The sequence below is a fragment of the Streptomyces sp. NPDC045956 genome (assembly GCF_056430705.1).
Genome location: NZ_JBWKKZ010000002.1, coordinates 1 through 17373, shown reverse-complemented (window position 1 = coordinate 17373; position 17373 = coordinate 1). Strand labels below are relative to the sequence as shown.

19 protein-coding genes and 1 riboswitch are annotated in these 17373 nt (G+C 72.7%); of the genes, 4 read left to right on the top strand and 15 right to left on the bottom strand.

Annotated features, from left to right (window positions below):
* Positions 1 to 10: 10 nt before the first annotated feature.
* The 7 genes from tdh to AC07FV_RS05800 all read right to left on the bottom strand — a co-directional run bounded on the left by tdh (position 11) and on the right by AC07FV_RS05800 (position 6065).
* Entirely contained in the window at positions 11 to 1039 is a 1029-nt protein-coding gene (gene tdh, locus AC07FV_RS05830) for an L-threonine 3-dehydrogenase (RefSeq protein ID WP_383637535.1), read from the bottom strand.
* A gap of 222 nt (positions 1040 to 1261) precedes the next feature.
* Positions 1262 to 1837, bottom strand: a complete 576-nt coding sequence (locus AC07FV_RS05825) for a GAF domain-containing protein (protein WP_479084921.1) — start codon at positions 1835 to 1837, stop codon at positions 1262 to 1264.
* Positions 1838 to 1919: 82 nt separating this feature from the next.
* Entirely contained in the window at positions 1920 to 2543 is a 624-nt protein-coding gene (locus AC07FV_RS05820; RefSeq protein WP_384699859.1) for a GTP-binding protein, read from the bottom strand.
* Positions 2521 to 2895, bottom strand: a complete 375-nt coding sequence (locus tag AC07FV_RS05815; protein WP_356611918.1) for a DUF742 domain-containing protein — start codon at positions 2893 to 2895, stop codon at positions 2521 to 2523. Before AC07FV_RS05815 ends, AC07FV_RS05820 begins: the two co-directional genes overlap by 23 nt.
* A 2-nt stretch (positions 2896 to 2897) precedes the next feature.
* The gene (locus AC07FV_RS05810) at positions 2898 to 3332 is read right to left on the bottom strand and encodes a roadblock/LC7 domain-containing protein (protein WP_053140002.1); all 435 of its coding nucleotides are present in this window, start codon (positions 3330 to 3332) and stop codon (positions 2898 to 2900) included.
* A 110-nt stretch (positions 3333 to 3442) separates the two neighbouring features.
* Positions 3443 to 5341: a sensor histidine kinase gene (locus AC07FV_RS05805; RefSeq protein WP_479084919.1), complete on the bottom strand. Its 1899-nt coding sequence runs from the start codon at positions 5339 to 5341 to the stop codon at positions 3443 to 3445.
* A gap of 457 nt (positions 5342 to 5798) precedes the next feature.
* Positions 5799 to 6065 (bottom strand): hypothetical protein, encoded by a 267-nt coding sequence (locus tag AC07FV_RS05800; protein ID WP_479084917.1) that lies wholly within the window; start codon positions 6063 to 6065, stop codon positions 5799 to 5801.
* A gap of 81 nt (positions 6066 to 6146) precedes the next feature.
* Between AC07FV_RS05800 and AC07FV_RS05795 the strand changes: the two genes are divergently transcribed.
* Positions 6147 to 6293, top strand: coding sequence for a hypothetical protein (locus AC07FV_RS05795; RefSeq protein WP_479084916.1), 147 nt, complete (start codon positions 6147 to 6149; stop codon positions 6291 to 6293).
* Positions 6294 to 6465: 172 nt separating this feature from the next.
* On the opposite strand, the gene AC07FV_RS05790 is transcribed toward AC07FV_RS05795, so the two are convergent.
* Positions 6466 to 7656 (bottom strand): MBL fold metallo-hydrolase, encoded by a 1191-nt coding sequence (locus AC07FV_RS05790; RefSeq protein WP_479084914.1) that lies wholly within the window; start codon positions 7654 to 7656, stop codon positions 6466 to 6468.
* Positions 7657 to 7822: 166 nt separating this feature from the next.
* On the opposite strand from AC07FV_RS05790, the gene AC07FV_RS05785 reads away from it, so the two are divergent.
* Both AC07FV_RS05785 and AC07FV_RS05780 read left to right on the top strand, forming a co-directional pair.
* Positions 7823 to 8407 (top strand): carboxymuconolactone decarboxylase family protein, encoded by a 585-nt coding sequence (locus AC07FV_RS05785; protein ID WP_479084913.1) that lies wholly within the window; start codon positions 7823 to 7825, stop codon positions 8405 to 8407.
* A 54-nt stretch (positions 8408 to 8461) separates the two neighbouring features.
* Positions 8462 to 9145, top strand: a complete 684-nt coding sequence (locus tag AC07FV_RS05780) for a TetR/AcrR family transcriptional regulator (RefSeq protein WP_479084912.1) — start codon at positions 8462 to 8464, stop codon at positions 9143 to 9145.
* 78 nt (positions 9146 to 9223) lie between these two features.
* Here AC07FV_RS05780 and AC07FV_RS05775 read toward each other — a convergent pair whose 3' ends face one another.
* Complete coding sequence (locus AC07FV_RS05775) at positions 9224 to 10009, bottom strand: SGNH/GDSL hydrolase family protein (protein WP_479085757.1); 786 nt, start codon at positions 10007 to 10009, stop codon at positions 9224 to 9226.
* Positions 10010 to 10236: 227 nt separating this feature from the next.
* Positions 10237 to 11205 carry a M23 family metallopeptidase gene (locus tag AC07FV_RS05770; RefSeq protein WP_479084910.1) on the bottom strand — a complete coding sequence of 323 codons (969 nt, stop codon included), beginning with the start codon at positions 11203 to 11205 and terminating at the stop codon, positions 10237 to 10239.
* 2 nt (positions 11206 to 11207) lie between these two features.
* A riboswitch (cyclic di-AMP (ydaO/yuaA leader) is annotated at positions 11208 to 11367 on the bottom strand.
* Between the two features lie 423 nt (positions 11368 to 11790).
* Here AC07FV_RS05770 and AC07FV_RS05765 point away from each other — a divergent pair.
* Positions 11791 to 12588: a tyrosine-protein phosphatase gene (locus tag AC07FV_RS05765; RefSeq protein WP_384699877.1), complete on the top strand. Its 798-nt coding sequence runs from the start codon at positions 11791 to 11793 to the stop codon at positions 12586 to 12588.
* A 9-nt stretch (positions 12589 to 12597) separates the two neighbouring features.
* Here the strand turns inward: AC07FV_RS05765 and AC07FV_RS05760 are convergent, their stop codons facing one another.
* The 5 genes from AC07FV_RS05760 to AC07FV_RS05740 form a co-directional block, all read right to left on the bottom strand.
* Positions 12598 to 12720 (bottom strand): DUF6126 family protein, encoded by a 123-nt coding sequence (locus AC07FV_RS05760; protein WP_356611941.1) that lies wholly within the window; start codon positions 12718 to 12720, stop codon positions 12598 to 12600.
* Entirely contained in the window at positions 12717 to 13355 is a 639-nt protein-coding gene (locus AC07FV_RS05755; protein ID WP_479084908.1) for a helix-turn-helix domain-containing protein, read from the bottom strand. The genes AC07FV_RS05760 and AC07FV_RS05755 overlap by 4 nt, the downstream gene beginning before the upstream one ends.
* Positions 13356 to 13419: 64 nt before the next feature.
* Complete coding sequence (locus tag AC07FV_RS05750; protein WP_479084907.1) at positions 13420 to 14805, bottom strand: aspartate aminotransferase family protein; 1386 nt, start codon at positions 14803 to 14805, stop codon at positions 13420 to 13422.
* Positions 14806 to 16746, bottom strand: coding sequence for a 1-deoxy-D-xylulose-5-phosphate synthase (dxs, locus tag AC07FV_RS05745; RefSeq protein ID WP_479084906.1), 1941 nt, complete (start codon positions 16744 to 16746; stop codon positions 14806 to 14808).
* 27 nt (positions 16747 to 16773) lie between these two features.
* The coding region (locus tag AC07FV_RS05740) for a flavodoxin-dependent (E)-4-hydroxy-3-methylbut-2-enyl-diphosphate synthase (protein WP_479084904.1) at positions 16774 to 17373 on the bottom strand (600 nt) is incomplete at its 5' end.

The window sequence follows — 17373 nt, the reverse complement described above, 5'->3', positions numbered from 1 at the left end:
CGCGCGTGACTCACGCGGTCCAGTCGAGGATGACCTTGCCGCCCCGGCCGCTCGCCGCGTCGGCGAAGGCGGCCTCGTGGTCGCGGTGGCTGTAGCGGCCGGTGATGACGGGGGCGAGGTCGAGGCCGCCTTCGAGCAGCACCGACATGGCGTACCAGGTCTCGAACATCTCGCGGCCGTAGATGCCCTTGACGGTGATCATCGAGGTGACGATCCGGGCCCAGTCGACGGGGAACTCCTCGGACGGCAGGCCCAGCATCGCGATCCGGCCGCCGTGCGTCATGTTGGCGATCATGTCGCGCATGGCCTCGGCGCGGCCGGACATCTCCAGGCCGATGTCGAAGCCCTCGCGCAGGCCGAGTTCGCGCTGCCCGTCGGCGATGCTCGCCTTCGACACGTCGAGGGCGAGGCTGACCCCGACCTTGAGGGCCAGGTCCAGGCGTTCCTGGCTCACGTCGGTGATCACGACGTTGCGGGCGCCCGCGTGCCGGGCCACCGCGGCGGCCATCAGGCCGATCGGTCCGGCGCCGGTGATCAGGACGTCCTCGCCGACCAGCGGGAAGGACAGCGCGGTGTGCACGGCGTTGCCGAAGGGGTCGAAGATCGCGGCGACGTCGAGGTCGACGGGCACCCGGTGCACCCAGACGTTGCCGGCGGGCAGGGCGACGTACTCGGCGAACGCCCCGTCGCGGCCGACGCCGAGCCCGACCGTGGCGCGGCACAGGTGGCGCCGGCCGGCCAGGCAGTTGCGGCACTTGCCGCAGACCAGGTGGCCCTCGCCGCTGACCCGGTCGCCGGCCTTGATGTCGGTGACGTCCCGCCCGGTGTCGACGACCTCGCCGACGAACTCGTGCCCGACGACGAGCGGGGTGCGGATGGCCTGCCGCGCCCAGCCGTCCCACGCCCGGATGTGCAGGTCGGTGCCGCAGATGCCGGTGCGCAGCACCTTGATGAGGACGTCACCGGGTCCGATGACCGGCTCGGGGACGTCCGCGAGCCACAGCCCGGGCTCCGCCTTCTCCTTGACCAGCGCCTTCAACGCTACGGCTCCTGACGGGTGAGGTCCCGGCACCGGGCATGCCGAGGCAGCCCGCGTCCGGGGAGGGGAGGGGAATCGCACAGCAATCTGCCGTACGACACCGCCCCCGGTCCATCGAGCCTTTCTTAAGCCCGGCCGCAGCTTTCCTTCACGCCCCGCTGCCCGTCCCGCGCGCCCGCACCGCGCGCCCGTCTCCGGGCCGGCCCGCCGGTGACCGGCGGCTCACAGCGGAAGCCCGTCCTCCGCGCTGCGTTCGATGCGCCGTACCAGGTCGGCCGCCGTCGACTTGATCGTCGCGAGGCCCGCCTGCCCCCAGGCCCGGGGCCGTACGTCGGACGCGGCCACCGTGCCCAGCACGGTGCCCGTGCTGTCGATGAGCGGGGCGCCTAGGTAGGAGCGGATGCCGAACTCGTCGACGACCGGGTTGCCCGCGAAGCGCGGGTAGTCGCGCACGTCCTCCAGGACCAGGGCCTTGCCCCGGACCACCACGTGCGGGCAGAAGCCGTGGTCGCGGGGCTGGACGCGGCCGAACCTCGGGCTGGTGCCGTCCCCCCGCACCACCGGCGGGAACTCCGGCACCCGCAGGCCCGCGAAGAACTGCCCGCCCTCGACGAGGAAGTTGACCATCGCGTACGGCGACTCGGCGAGCCCGGCGAGCTGTGCCGCGAAGGCGTCGAGGGCCGGGTCCGGGCGCTGCGCCAGGCCGAGCCGGCGCAGCGCCCGGACCCGGGCGGGAGCCTCCCGGTCCTCGGGCGTGAGCAGCAGACGTCCGGCCAGGCGCGGCGGGTCGTAGCTCATGGGCGGGCTCCGTCGCTGTGGACGTGCGTCATGTGCGGCTCCAGGGCGGTGCGGGCGTGGGTCACCTGGGAATCACCGGGATTCACCTGTGGGCGCCGAACCCCGTCGTGGGGGCCGGAGTGTGGGCGATGAGATGGCGTACGAGGGTGAGCAGCGTCTGTACGCCGGAACTGGAGATCCGGGCGTCGCAGCGCACGATGGGGATCTCGGGGTGGAGGTCCATGGCGGCCCGCACCTCCTCGGGGTCGTAGCGGTAGGCGCCGTCGAACTCGTTGACGGCGACGACGAATCCGAGTCCTCGTTCCTCGAAGAAGTCGACGGCGGCGAAGGACTCCTCCAGCCGCCGGGTGTCGGCGATGATCACGGCGCCGAGGGCGCCCTCGCACAGTTCGTCCCACATGAACCAGAACCGTTCCTGGCCGGGTGTCCCGAAGAGGTAGAGCACATGCTGCGGGTCGAGGGTGATGCGGCCGAAGTCCATGGCCACGGTCGTCTCGAGTTTGTTCTCGATTCCGTCGAGGTTGTCGGTCGCGGCGCTGACCGTGGTGAGCAGTTCCTCCGTGCTCAGCGGCGCGATCTCGCTCACCGCGCCGACGAAGGTCGTCTTGCCCACTCCGAATCCGCCGGCCACGAGGATCTTCAGCGCGGTGGGGAACGGATCGGTGCCGGCGGCGTGGCCGTAGTCAGAGCTGTCGTCGTAGTCCATCGAGCACTGCCTCCAGAAGGGCCCGGTCCGTGGGGTTGTGGTGGAACGCGGCGGGGGGTTTCGTGGTCAGCGCGCCGCAGTCCACCAGGTCCGACAGCAGCACCTTGGTGACTGCCACCGGAAGCCTGAGATGAGCGGCGAGCTCGGCGACCGGGAGGGGCGCCCTGCACAGGTCCAGTGCCTGCGCGTGCTCGGGGCCCAGATAGCCGAGGGGGGTCGCCCCGGTGGCCATCACCTGGGACATCAGGTCGAGCGCGACGGTCGGCCGGGTACGGCCGTTGCTCACGGTGAAAGGGCGCACCAGCCGCCCGGCCGCGTCGTCGAGCCAGGGCCCGTCGCCGGCCGCGGCCACCCTCAAGGCCTCATCGCCGGGGGTTCGACGGCGTACTGCCGGGGCGCGGTGACCAGGTACGGGCGGACGCTCTTGACGAGCATCGCCATCTCGTAGCCGAGCACGGCGGCGTCGGCCTCGCGGCCGGCCAGCACGGCGAGGCAGGTGCCCGAGCCTGCGGTGGTGACGAAGAGCAGGGTCGAGTCGAGTTCGACGACGACCTGCCGTACGTCGCCGCCGTCGCCGAAGCGGACGCCGGCGCTGCGGCCGAGGGAGTAGAGGCCGGAGGCCAGGGCGGCCATGTGGTCGGCACTGTCCGCGTCGAGGCCGTGGACGGACTTCACCAGTCCGTCGCAGGACAGCAGCACCGCGCTGGTCGTGTGCGGTACGCGCTGCACGAGGCCGCTCATCAGCCAGTCGAGGTCGGACACGTGGCCGGTCGGCGCATCGCTCGCCATGGTGGATCGACTCCTTGGGGTACGAAGGTCTGCGGGAGCGCGGGTCGTGGTGGTGGGGGTGGGGGTGGGGGAAGGGCTCGGGGCGGTCGTGGGGGTGGCGGTGGGGGTGGTCATCCGGCCGGGTCCCGGTGGTTCCGCTCCGCGGGGTGCAGCTCCGTGTACCGGGGCACCGGCTCGTCGTGCGCCGGCTCGGCCCGGGTCGGCTCGGGGAACGCCGACTCCACGGGCGTCGACTCCAGGTGCTGCTGGGCCTCCGCGAGTCCGATGCCGCGCTGGAAGGCGGCCATCAGTCCGGGGTCGTGCCCGGTGTGCTGCTCGGGTTCCTGGCGGGGTGCGGGGCCGCCGCGGAGCTGGGGCGCGATGTGCTCCTGGGCGCGGCGCCGGGGCAGGTGGGGCTTGCCCATGGTGCCGCGCACCGCGCTGTGGCGCGGCACGGGCGGGGCGGCCGCGTGCTCGGCGATCACGCCCCGGTCCTCGGGCCGGACGCCGGGCACCGCGGCGGCCGGCGTGGGCCGGTCCACGCGGGCGCCGCGCACGGGCAGCGGTACGGGTCCGCCGTCGAGCCGGTGGGAGGGGGCCCGCACGGGCTCCTCGGGGGCTGGGGGCGGGGCGAAGGGCTCGGGCGGGGCGGGAACGGCGGCGGGAGCGGCCGGGACGGGAGTGTCGAGGGCGGCTCCGGTGGGCGCCGGCGGCGTCGCGTCGCCCGTGGGGCGCGGCTGCTGCCGGGGCGGGGGCGGCAGGGGCACCGGCCCGGTCCCGGTGACCTGGTCCGGCCGGGCCTCGCCCCCGGGGGCGGCGCCCGGCTCCGGTCCCAGCAGGGCCTGCGGCACGACCAGCACGGCCTGGACACCGCCGTAGATGTTGGTCTGGAGCCGGACGGTGATGCCGTGCCGCTTGGCGAGCTGCGAGACGACGAACAGCCCGATGCGCCCGTCCGCGAGCAGGCGGGCGACGTTGACCTGGTCGGGGTCGGCGAGCAGCGCGTTCATGCGGCTCTGCTCGGCGACGGGCATCCCGAGTCCGCGGTCCTCGACCTCCACGGCGAGGCCCGAGGTGACGAGGTTGGCCCGCATCAGCACCTGGGTCTGCGGGGCGGAGAACAGGGTGGCGTTCTCGACGAGTTCGGCCAGCAGGTGGATGACGTCGGCGACCGCGTGGCCGCGCAGGGTGCCGTCGATCGGGGGGACGAGCCGGACCCGGGAGTACTGCTCCACCTCGGCGATGGCCGAACGCAGCACCTCGGTCATGTCGACCGGGTTGCTCCACTGCCGGCGGGAGACGGCACCGCCGAGCACGGCGAGGTTCTCGGCGTGGCGGCGGATGCGGGTGGCGAGGTGGTCGACGTGGAAGAGGCCCTTGAGGAGGTCGGGGTCCTCGATCTCGTTCTCCAGCTCGTCCAGGATGGAGATCTCGCGGTGCACCAGGGACTGGAGGCGCCGGGCGAGGTTGACGAAGACCTCCAGCTTCTGTTCGCTGCCCGCCTGGCTGGAGAGCTGGGCGGCCCGGACGACCGCGGTGACGGCGCCGTCGTGAGCGCGCGACAGGTCGGCGGCGAGCAGGTCGAAGTCGTCGGCGCCGTCCGGCGGTCCGCCCGGGGGTGTGCGGTGCGGCGGGGTCTCACCGCGGCGCAAGGCCTCGACGACGCCGCGCAGTTCGCCCTCGCCGCGCGCGGTGCTGCGGCGCAGGGCGCCGACCCGGTCGTGCACGGACCGCGCGGCGCGGTCCGCCGCGACGGCCGCGATGGCGACGGCCGCGAGGGTCACCGAGACCGCCCCGGCGAGGACGGCCCACAGCACGGGACCGGGGCGGGCGCCGGTCGACCGGACGGTGAACAGGACGACCGCGCAGGCGCTGAGGGCGACCGCGACGGGCGGCAGCACGGCCAGACGCAGCAGTTGGGGCCGTATGTGGGTCTCGGGCAACGCGAGGGCGGCACGGGAGGCCGGCCGGCCGTGCCGCCCGCCCTCGCGGCGGTCTGCTCGCGCGGCCGGGGCGCGGAGGTGAGACATCGGGGGTCCTCGTACTGGTCCGTTGGCCCGTCGGGCCTGGGTGCTCGCGCGTGGTGGCGGACGCCACGCGGGCACACGACGCCACGCGGGCGCGCGCCGTCGCGACGTCGGCCGAGCGGACCGGGGGTCCGGTCTACGTCGCCCGACGGACACTGACAGTAGTCGCCTGTGCATCATGTGCGGTGGGCAGTTGCCAAAGTCCCTCGGTCAACGTCCCGCTCTGGTATGAGGCCTCGTACGACAGACCGATAAGCCGGTGAAGCACCCGTTCCGCAGGGACGGGAGACCGATCGGAACCGATCAGAAACGGTCACTGTCAGTGAAGGTGCCGCCGTGCGGTGCGGTCCGAGCCGGTTCACCCGCGTGACGTGGGCATCGCCGCCCGGCTCGTGCGGGAGGACCGAAGGCGGGAGGCCCGGCGTGAGGTGGCCGTGCAGCCGCGGACCCGGCGGATGCGTCACTCCGGGAGACACCGGGGTACGTCGTCCCAGGCCATGGAGGACATCCTCCAGCCTGCCCGGGTGCGCAGGAACTGGGTGGTCTTGTGGCCGTGCCCCTCGAAGCGCGCTCCGTCCCGGACACCCGACTTGCGGTACTCGCTGAACCGGTGGGCGACGGATCCGGAGATCTGCGTCCGCGCGGAGACCTCCCACTCGGAGAACTCCGTCAGCGTCCCGTCAGTGAGCATCTTCTGACGCGGCCCGACGAACGCGTCCAGATCCATGATCACCGGGTCGTCCCCGATGTTCGAGATGATCCTTCCCTCCGGGACGTTCAGGCTCTCTTCGACCCCGGACGGTTTCCCGTGGACGTGCAGATCGCCATGGTCGGCGACTTCGTCGCCGGGCTCGCGGGGCCGGGGCCCGGCACGACCCCGGGAGCCGTACGGGACACCTCGCCGGACGGTGATCCCCCGCAACCGTTCCCGACGCCTCCGTCGCCCGGCGCCTGAGGCGGGCGGTCGTGCGGAGCCGCCCCGGCTTCAGGGGACGGCGGCGCCGGTCGCCCACGGACACATCGTGAGGGCCATCGATCGAGGAGACCTCACTCGCGGTCCTTCCCCGCCCTGCCCGTTCGGCAGGGTGCTCTCCGCACCGGCCTTCCCCTCTCGTCCCCGCCCGACGTCACCGCTCCCCCGCGAGGTCGAGATCACCCCTGTTCGTCCCGGCAGCGCCCTCGGTGCTCCGGGGACGCCGCCACGGGTGCGCGATCGGGCCCGACACCGCCCGCCACCACGCCTCCACCGGCAGCTTCCCCGCCGGCTCGAACGGCTCCCCCGGCCGCGGGAACGCCATCGCCTGACCGACCTCCTCGGCCGCGTCGTTCGTCCACTCCCCCGGCTCCGCCCACGCGTGCGGTGCCAGGTTGAAGGTCCCCCAGTGGATGGGCAGCAGCACGCCGCCGGGGCGGCCCCCTTGCAGGTCGAGGTGGGCGCGTACGCCTTCCTCGGGGGTCATGTGGATGTCCGGCCAGAAGTCGGAGTACGCACCCAGTTGGATCATCGTGGCGTCGAAGGGGCCGTGCGCGGCGCCGATCTCCCGGAAGCCGTCGAAGTAGCCCGTGTCCCCGCTGTGGTAGATCCGGTGCTCCTCGCCGGCGACCACCCAGGAGGCCCACAGGGTGTGCTGGGTGTTGCGCAGGCCGCGTCCGCAGAAGTGGCGGGCCGGGGTGGCGGTGAGGGTGAGTCCGCCGACGCGCGTCGACTCGTGCCAGTCCAGTTCGCGCAGCCGGTCGGCGGACACGCCCCAGCGTTCGAGGTGCGCGCCGACGCCGAGCGGCACGGCGAAGAGGGTGTCCGTGCCCGCCAGCGCCTTGATCGTGGGCATGTCCAGATGGTCGTAGTGGTCGTGGGAGATCACGACCACGTCGACCGGGCCCAGCGCGGCCAGGGGCACCGGGACCGGATGCAGTCGCTTGGGGCCGGCGAAGGGGAACGGGGAGCAGCGCTCGCCCCAGACGGGGTCGAAGAGCACCCGCTGCCCGTCGATCTCGGCGAGCACGCTGGAGTGCCCCGTCCAGGTCAGCCGCAGCCCGGTGGCGGGCGGGCGGGCGAGGTCGGCCAGTGTGGTGGCGTGCACCGGGACCGTGCCCCGCGGGGCGCGCTTGACCCGCGACTCCCGGTCGAAGTAGGTCTTCGCGAACTCGCGGGCCGATCCGGAGGGGCGGGTCCGGGCGGTGCCGCCGGGATTCTGGAAGACGCCGTCGCGAAAGTGCGGCGATCTGCGGATGCGCGCCATACGCTCACCACTCGGGTCCGCGCCGAAGGCGGCGGGCCGCGGTGCGCTGAGCCCGCTCGGGGAACGGAAACCGGCCACGGTACCTCCAGGTGGAATAGGTCAGGCTCTCATTATCGTCTCGTCCGACATCACACGAACGCCGGATGTCACATCAGCGTTCCCTCCGTCCGTCGTACCGGTGAGGGCGCCCCGCCGGAGCGCCCGCCGCACAGCGGCACGACCGACGGTCAGGAAGGCGGCCCCCATGGCCCGCGTATCGCTCACCCCTCCCCGGACCCTGCTCCTGCGCTTCGCGGAGTGGTACTCCCGGCGCACCTACGGCAAGGTCCTCGACCCCGCCAGGGCGCTCGCCCACAACCCGCGTGTGCTCCTCGGCGACCTGCGTTTCGAGCAGTCCGTGGCCAAGTGGAACAAGCTGGACCCCGACCTCAAGGCGCTCGCGGTGATGGCCTCGGCGGCCTCGATCGGCTGCTCCTGGTGCATGGACTTCGGCCACTGGGAGAACGCCGAACGGGGCATGGACCGGCGCAAGCTCCACGACGTGCCGGTGTGGCGGGAGAGCGACGCCTACACGCCGGCGGAGCGGGACGTCATGGAGTACGCCGAGGCGATGACGGCGACCCCTCCCACCGTCGACGACGGCCTCGCCGCGCGGCTGCGGACCCGGTTGGGGGAGCCCGCGTTCGTGGAGCTGACGGCGATGGTCGCCGTCGAGAACCTGCGCTCCCGGATCAACGCGGCGCTCGGCCTGACCAGCCAGGGCTTCAAGGACTCCTGCGACGTTCCCGATGCGGGGCGCGGGGGCGTGGCCGGGGCCGCCGCCGGCTGACCGGCCGGAGCCGCGGCCCTCACCGCACGTCCGGGGCCTGTATAGGGTGACGGCGTGGCGAGAGTCCGGTTGAGTGTGGCGGAGCGGCGCGAGGAGTTGCTGCGCGCGGCCATCGAGCAGATATCGGCGCGGGGGGTGGCGGCGCTGCGCATCGCCGACGTGGCCGCCGCGCTCGGCGTCAGCAACGCGCTGGTGCTCTACCACTTCTCCACCAAGGAGAGGCTGGTCGCCGCCGCGTTCACCCACGCCGCCGAGGACGATCTCGCTCATCTGCGCAGGCTGCTGGGCCGCCGCACGTCGGCGCTGCGCCGGCTGCGGGCGGCCGTGCGGTGGTACGCCCCCACCGGGCAGGCCAAGGGCTGGCGGCTGTGGATCGAGGGCTGGGCGGTGGCGCTGCGCGAGCCCGCGCTGCGGAGCGTCACGCTGGAACTCGACCGCCAGTGGAAGGCGGCGATCGCCGCGGTCATCGCCGAGGGTGTGGCCGCCGGCGAGTTCCACTGCTCCGCGCCCGACGCCGCAGCGCTGCGCCTGACCGCGCTGCTGGACGGACTGGCGGTGCAGCTGACCTCCTACGGGGGCGCGGTGTCGCGGGCCCGGGCCCAGGAGTGGATGGACGAGGCCCTCGCCCGGGAACTGGGTCTGGAGCGGGCGGCCTTGACGACACCCCGGCGCCGGCCCGGCCCGTCCCCCGCCGACGCGACCGTCGGCCCCGTGGCCCGCCCCCGCCGGAAGCCATAGACCCCGCCCGGACCCGGGCCGGGGCCCACGGACCCCGTAGCCCGGGACCACCGGACGCCGGACGCCGTTCCTCCGCCGTCAGGCCACCGCCGCGATCCGGCCCCTGATGTCCTCCGCCGAGAGCGTCCCCTTGGCGATCACGTGGTCGCCCGAGGACTCGCCGCGCAGCCGGCGGCCGATCCACGGGACCAGGAACTCGCGGGCCCAGTGGACGTCGTCCCGGCGGACGTTCAGGGCGCCGCGCGGCGGCAGCGGCGGCCAGGGCTGGTCGGGGTCGGCCGGGACGGGCAGGCCGAGGACCTGGCCCGCGCGCAGCGCCACGCGCGTGTGTCCCTCCGGCGACAGGTGCAGCCGGTCGGCGTCCCACGCCCTGCGGTCCTGCACGGTCCGGAGCGACCACAGGTCGAGCACGGGACAGCCGTACCGGTCGGCGATGGCCCGGACGTGCCCGTTGTACGTGGCGATCTTGCCGCGCAGGCGCCTGAGGACGGGCACCTCGCGGGTGTCGAAGCCGGTCGTCACCAGCACGGTGCCGGCCGCGGCCGTCAGCGCGGCCACCGCCCGCTCGAACCGCTCGGCCACCTCGTCGGGGTCGGTGCCGGGCCGGATGATGTCGTTGCCGCCCGCACAGAACGAGACCAGGTCGGGGGCGAGTTCGACGGCCCGCGGCACCTGCTCGGCCACGATCCGGTCGAGCAGCCTGCCGCGTACGGCGAGGTTCGTGTACGTGAAGTCGCCCTCGGGGCGCCGGTCCGCGAGCAGGACCGCGAACCGGTCGGCCCAGCCGACGAACGACCCGTCGGGGCCCCGGTCTCCGACGCCCTCGGTGAAGCTGTCCCCCAGCGCCACGTACGACCCGATCACTGTTTCGTTGTCACTCTTCGAATCGTCTGCCACGTCGGCCCATGATTCACCTTCGAATGTGACCTACGCGACCGTAGGAAAGGGTTGACGGGCGGTGAGAAAGACCACGCCTAAAGTGTTCGCCAATTCAGGAATACGCCCGGTCCGGAAAACACAGAACACCGAAGGCCGGACCCGGCGATCGGGGTCCGGCCTTCGGTGGCGCGGGAGGGCGCGTCAGTTCCTCGTCAGAGGGAGACGCCGTGGGAGCGCAGGTACGCGACCGGGTCCACGTCCGAGCCGTAGTCCGGGGAGGTGCGGATCTCGAAGTGCAGGTGCGGGCCGGTCACGTTGCCGGTGGCACCCGAGAGGCCGACCTGCTGACCCGCCGTCACGGACTGGCCCGCGGAGACGGAGAGGGAGGACAGGTGGGCGTACTGGGCGTAGTGGCCGTCGGCGAGCTGGATGACGACCTGGTTGCCGTACGCGCCGCCCCAGCCCGCGGAGACGACGGTGCCCGCACCGACGGCCTTGAGGGAGGTGCCGGTCGGGACGACGAAGTCCGTGCCGGTGTGGTAGCCGCTGGACCACATGCTGCCGGTCTGGTGGTACGGGGTGCCCAGGGTGCCGCTCGGGACGGGCGAGACGAAGCCGCTGCCGGCGGACTGGGGGCTCGTGTTCGAGGAGTCGGCGGAGTCGGCGGAGCTGTTCGCGGCATCCGAGGTCTTCTCGGCCGGCTCGGCCTTCGCGGGGGCCGGCTTCTCGGCCGCGGCGGGCTTCTCGGTGGCCGGCTTCTCCGACGGGGCGGAGGAGGACGGGGCGGAGGACTGGGCGGCCCGGCCGTCGACGGCGAGCTTCAGACCCGGGTGGATCAGCGACGGGTCCGAACCGACGGCCTCGCGGTTGTCCGCGTAGAGCTGCTTCCAGCCGCCGTCGACGTCCTGCTCGTCGGCGATCTTCGAGAGGTAGTCACCGCTCTTCACGGTGTACGTCCGCGCGTCGCCGTTCTTCTCCGCGCCGGCGGCCTTCTTCGCCGAAGCGGTGACCGACTGCACGGACTGCACGGGCTTCTCGGAAGCGGACTGCGCGGGAGCGGCGTGGGCCCCGGCGGCGCCCATCAGCGGGAGCGCGAGCGCGGCGCCACCGGTTCCGGCGACGGCGATGGCGCGGGTCAGGCGCATGGCCCTGGTACGGCGGTGCTTACCCTTCGCGGGCATGGCGAATTCCTCTCCGGCGCCTGCGAGGTGAGCTGTCGGGTGCGAGCTGGAGATGCCCGGCCGCGTCGGGACGCGGCTTTACCCCAAGCCGTTCCGGGAACCGGAACAGGCAGTCATACCTGTGGGTCCCCCGCTCCTGCCGTGTACGGGTGGTCGATGAGTGCGGGCTCCGGTCGGCGGCAGGATTAGGCGTCCGTCCGGATCGGTGGTGAACGTAAGCGACCGGGACGCGCAGCGACAAGCGCCGGGTTGCGCCGACCGGTGTTCCAAATGATCCTTTATGGGAATCGCCGGTCACCCTCCGTCGAAGCGCGACAGGTCGACGCGGGTAAAGGTCCTTGAAAACCGGCCGCATTACGTGGACATGACGAGCAACGCACCGTCACGGGTATGACGCTGCTCACGCGCCGCCCCTCCAGCCCCTTTTATTTCCGCACCAGTTGGAACCAACACACCAATACGGACAGAAGGCCCAGGTAGTCCACTGTCGGACGTCTCGGCCACCGATGGCGCGGGCCCGTGCCGTATCTTCGAGTGGAGCCCGGCGGCGAGCAGCGCCGACGGGGCGGAGTGGGAGGAGCCCTCGTGACGCAGCAGGTCCCGTCGACCGAACCCGAGCTGGCCGGTGTGCGCAACTTCCGTGACGTGGGCGGCCTGCCGACCGTGGACGGACGGCGGGTGCGACAGGGAGTGCTGTTCCGCAGCGGTCACCTGGCACACGCCACCGGAGGGGACGCCGCGTTCCTGGCCTCGCTGGGCCTGCACACGATCTTCGACTTCCGCAACGCGGCCGACCAGAAGCTCGAAGGGCCGGACATCGAGCTGCCGGGCGTGCGCAATGTCAACCTGCCGCTGAGCGACCCGGCCGACGGCGCCGAGTTCTGGAAGATGGTCCGCGACGGCGACCTGGACCAGCTCCGCGAGATCCTGGCCGGCGACAAGGGCGCCGAGCGGATGATCGGCTCCTACCGCCTGATCATCAAGGAGCGCACGGCGGAGCACTCACGGGTGCTGCACGCGCTCGCCGAGGACAGCGTCCCGGCCCTGATGCACTGCGCGGCCGGCAAGGACCGCGCGGGCCTGTCGATCGCGATCACCCTCCTCGCCCTGGGCGTCGAGCGGGACGCCATCGTCGAGGACTACCTGAAGTCGAACGCCACGCACCGCCGCTACAAGGTGCGGCGCAGCAGCTCCGCCGCCTCCGCCTACTCCCCCGAGGTCATGGAGCTGCTCAGCCCCCTGTTCGACGCGCGCGCCGAGTACCTCGCGGCGGCCCTGGAGACCGTCGAGCAGACCTGGGGCGGAGTCGACGCCTACCTGGAGCAGGGCCTGCGGGTCACCCCGGAGACCCGGGAGCGGCTGCGCGAGCGGATGCTGGACTGAGGGCTCCCCTCACCGGCTGCCGGCCCCCACCTCGAAGAGCAGGTAGATGAAGGCCGCGAAGAGGTGGCCCACCACCAGGTAGATGAAGAGCCGCACCCACACGGCCCGCGGAAACCTGTCCTGCATCTTCATGGCGTCTCTCCAGGGGTGGGGTGGGGCGGCGCGGCGGCCGGGCCCAGGCAGAGCGCCGTGGACGGGCTCTGCAACAGCGTGTGGACGAAGAGCAGCTCGACCCCGTCGGCGTCCTGGGCGGCGATCCGGTGCGGGGTCAGCGAGTCGAAGTGCGCGCTGTCGCCCGGACCGAGCCGGTGCACGGTCTCCCCGAGGCGCAGCCGCAGCCTGCCCCGCAGCACGTGGAGCCACTCCTCCCCGGGGTGCACCCGCACGATGTCGCCCTGCGACCCGTGCGGCACGCGGACCCGCAGGGCCTGCATGGCCCGGCCGGACCCACCGGCCTGCCAGTACGTCCAGCCGCCGGCGGACGTCGGTTCCATCGCCTCGGCGCGCACGACGGCGTCCCGGTCCGCGGCCGTCTCGCCGAGCAGTTCCGAGACGGTCGTACCGTAGACACGGGCGAGGGAGAGCAGCATCGGCAGCGAGGGCTGACGCTGCCCGGTCTCCAGCCGGGAGAGGTGGGCGGGCGACAGCCCGGCGGCACGGGCCGCCGCCTCCAGGGTGAGGGCGGCCCGCCGCCGCAGCTCGCGCAGCCGGGGTGCGACGGCGGCGACCGATCCCTCGGCCGGGTCCGTCGCCTCGGAGGAGTTCATGCTCCCATTCAGCCGGAGAATTGCCTCACGGACAAGTTTGTTGCCCCTGAGGCAAAAGCCGGGCTCAGCGGTTGGCCACCGCCTGCCGGACCAGGGTCTTGCCGAAGTCCCACATCAGGCCGCCGCCGTTGTGCGCGTCCTCCATCACCTCGGTGAAGGCGTCGACGAACCGGTCGGCGTCCGAGGTGTCGATGATCAGCGGCGGAATCAGCTTGATCACCTCCAGGTGGTCGCCGGACACCTGGGTGAGGATCCGGTGCCGCTGCAACAGCGGCACCACCACCATCTGTGCGAACAGCCCCTTCCTGGCCGTCTGGAGCATCGTCCAGCGGCTGCGCAGCCTGAGTGACCTGGGGCGGCCGAACTCGATGCCGATCATCAGTCCCCGGCCGCGCACGTCGGCGAGCAGCTCGTAGCGGTCCACCAGCGCCGCCAGCCGGGACTTCAGCCGCTCCCCCACCGCGGCGGCGTTCGCCACGATCTCCTCGTTCTCCATCACGGAGAGCACCGCGAGTCCGGCCGCCATGGCCTGCGCGTTGGACCCGAAGCTCGCCGAGTGGACCTGCACCCGGTCCATCGAGGAGTAGACCTTCTGGAAGATCCAGTCCTTGCCCAGGGTGGCGCCCACCGGCACGTAGCCGCCCGACAGCGCCTTGGCCACGCACACCAGGTCGGGCTCGACGCCGTCCTCGTGCTGGAAGGCGTAGAACGTGCCGGTCCGGCCCAGGCCGGTCTGCACCTCGTCGGCGATCAGCAGTGCCTTGTGCCGGTGCAGCAGTTCCTGCGCGGCGCGCAGGTAGCCGGGGGGCGCCTCGTGCACGCCCTTGCCCTGGATCGGCTCCACGATGAGCGCGGCCACGTCACCCCGCCGCAGTTCCCGCGCCAGGGCGTCCAGGTCGCCGAGCGGGACGGCGGTGTCGGGGAGCAGCGGCGCGAAGCCGTCGCGGAAGCCGCTCTCGCCGTTGACGGAGAGCGAGCCGGTGGTCAGCCCGTGGAAGGCGTGCGTGCAGTACAGGACCCTCGGCCTGCCGGTGGCGTACCGGGCGAACTTCAGCGCGGTCTCCACCGCCTCCGTGCCGCTGTTGCCGAAGAAGACCCGGTCCAGGTGCGGGCTGTAGGAGAGCAGCCGCTCGGCCAGCAGTCCGGGCAGCGGCGGGCAGTCGAAGCGGGTGAGGTCGGCCAGCGAGGCGTCGAGGACGTCGTGCAGCGCCTTGCGGACGACGGGGTGGTGGCGTCCGAGGCCCATCACCGCGAACCCGGCGAGCATGTCGAGGTAGTCGTTGCCGTCCGCGTCCCAGAAGTGCGCGCCCTCGGCCCGCTCGTAGACCTTGTCGAAGCCGATGGTGTGCAGCATCCGCGGCAGCTGGTGGTTGAGGTGCCTGGCGTGCAGCTCGTACCGCTCGGCTCCGCGCTCGGCCAAGAGCGCGGCGAGGTCGAACTCCTTGGTCATTCAGTTCTCTCCTTGCGCTGGCGGGACGGTCCGCCCGTCGCCGGCGGGTTCTTCGGCACGTTCTCCGGGCTCGGCCGCGACGGCCAGGCTCGCGCTGATCCGGCCGGCGATGTCGACCGGCGTCAGCCCGATGTCGGCGAGCACCTCGGCGCGCTTGGCGTGCGCGAGGAACTGCTCGGGGATGCCGAAGCGGCGTACGGGCACGTCGACGTCCGCGTCTCCCAGGGCCAGGGCCACCGCCGAACCGACCCCGGCCGCACGGCTGTTGTCCTCGACGACGGCCACCAGGCGGTGCCGGGCGGCGAGCGGCGCGAGCGCCGGGTCCACGGGCTTGACCCAGCGCGGGTCCACCACCGTGCACCCGATGCCGCGGGCCTCCAGGAGGTCGGCGGCCCCCAGGCAGACGGGCGCCATCACGCCGACGGACACCAGCAGCACCTCGGGCCGGTCCGGGGCGCGCAGCACGTCCATGGAGCCGGCCCGGCCGACGGCGGGGACGGCGGGGCCGACGGACTCTTTCGGGAAGCGCACCAGGGTCGGCGCGTCGTCGACGGCGACCGCCTCGCGCAGCTGGGCCCGGAGCTGGTCGGCGTCGCGCGGCGCGGCGATGCGCAGTCCCGGGACGACCTGGAGGACGGACAGGTCCCACATGCCGTTGTGCGAGGCCCCGTCGGCTCCGGTCACACCGGCCCGGTCGAGGACGAAGGTGACCCCGCAGCGGTGCAGGGCCACGTCCATCAGAAGCTGGTCGAAGGCCCGGTTGAGGAAGGTGGCGTAGACGGCGACGACCGGGTGCAGGCCGCCGGTGGCGAGGCCGGCGGCGGACACGGCGGCGTGCTGCTCGGCGATACCGACGTCCCAGACCCGGTCGGGGAAGCGTTCGGCGAAGGCGGCGAGGCCGACGGGGTGCAGCATGGCCGCGGTGATCGCCACGACGTCGTCGCGCTCCTCGCCGATCCGGACGATCTCCTCGCCGAACACGGAGGTCCAGGAGGGCCCCGGGGAGGGTGTGAGCGGCGCGCAGGTGAGCGGGTCCATCGCGCCGACGGTGTGGAAGTGGTCCTCCTCGTCGCGCAGCGCGGGCTCGTAGCCGCGGCCCTTCTCCGTGAGGCAGTGCACCAGCACCGGCCCGTGGAAGCGCGCCGCGCGCCGCAGTGCGGACTCGACGGCCCCGATGTCGTGCCCGTCGATCGGGCCCAGGTACTTCAGCCCCAGGTCCTCGAAGAGCCCCTGCGGGGCGAAGGCGTCCTTGAAGCCCTTCTTGGCGCCGTGCAGTGCCTCGTAGACGGTGCTGCCGACCACGGGGGTGCGCTGGAGCACGTCCTTGCCCCAGGCCAGCACCCGCTCGTAGCCGTCGGTCGTGCGGAGCGTCGCGAGGTGGTCGGCGAGGCCGCCGATGGTCGGCGCGTACGAGCGTTCGTTGTCGTTGACGACGATGATCAGCGGCCGGTCCCGGGCGGCCGCGATGTTGTTCAGGGCCTCCCAGGCCATGCCGCCGGTGAGCGCGCCGTCGCCGATGACCGCGACGACACGGCCCCGCCGGCCGAGGACCTGGTCGGCCTTGGCGAGGCCGTCGGCCCAGCCGAGGACGGTGGAGGCGTGGCTGTTCTCGATGACGTCGTGCTCGGACTCCTGGCGCGACGGATAGCCGGACAACCCGCCCTTGCCGCGCAGCTTCGAGAAGTCCTGACGCCCGGTCAGGAGCTTGTGCACGTACGTCTGGTGGCCGGTGTCCCACAGGATGCGGTCGGCCGGTGACTCGAAGACCCGGTGCAGGGCGACGGTGAGCTCCACCACCCCCAGGTTGGGCCCCAGGTGACCACCGGTGCGGGCGACCGCGTGCACCAGGAAGTCCCTCGTCTCGCGGGTCAGTTCGCCGAGTTCGGTCTCGGACAGTGCCTTCAGGTCGCGTGGTCCCCGGATGTTCTCCAGCATCGTCACGCTCGGGCCCCCTTCGGTCCCTGCTGTTCAGTTCACGGTGACGGCCGGCTCCCCCGACGCGCCGTCCTTCTCCATCTGCTCGGCGATCTTCAGGGCCTCCTCGATGAGGGTCTCCACGATCTTGGACTCGGGGACGGTCTTGATGACCTCGCCCTTGACGAAGATCTGCCCCTTGCCGTTGCCCGAGGCGACACCCAGGTCCGCCTCGCGGGCCTCCCCCGGACCGTTGACCACACAGCCCATCACGGCCACCCGCAGCGGCACCTCCATGCCCTCCAGACCGGCGGTGACCTCCTCCGCCAGCTTGTAGACATCCACCTGCGCCCGGCCGCACGAAGGACAGGAGACGATCTCCAGACCCCGCTGCCGCAGGTTCAGCGACTCCAGGATCTGGATACCGACCTTGATCTCCTCCACCGGCGGCGCGGACAGCGAGACCCGGATGGTGTCACCGATGCCCTGCGACAGCAGCGCCCCGAACGCGACCGCCGACTTGATCGTGCCCTGGAAAGCCGGACCCGCCTCCGTCACACCCAGATGCAGCGGATAGTCGCACTGGGCGGCGAGCTGCCGGTAGGCCTCCACCATCACGACCGGGTCGTTGTGCTTCACCGAGATCTTGATGTC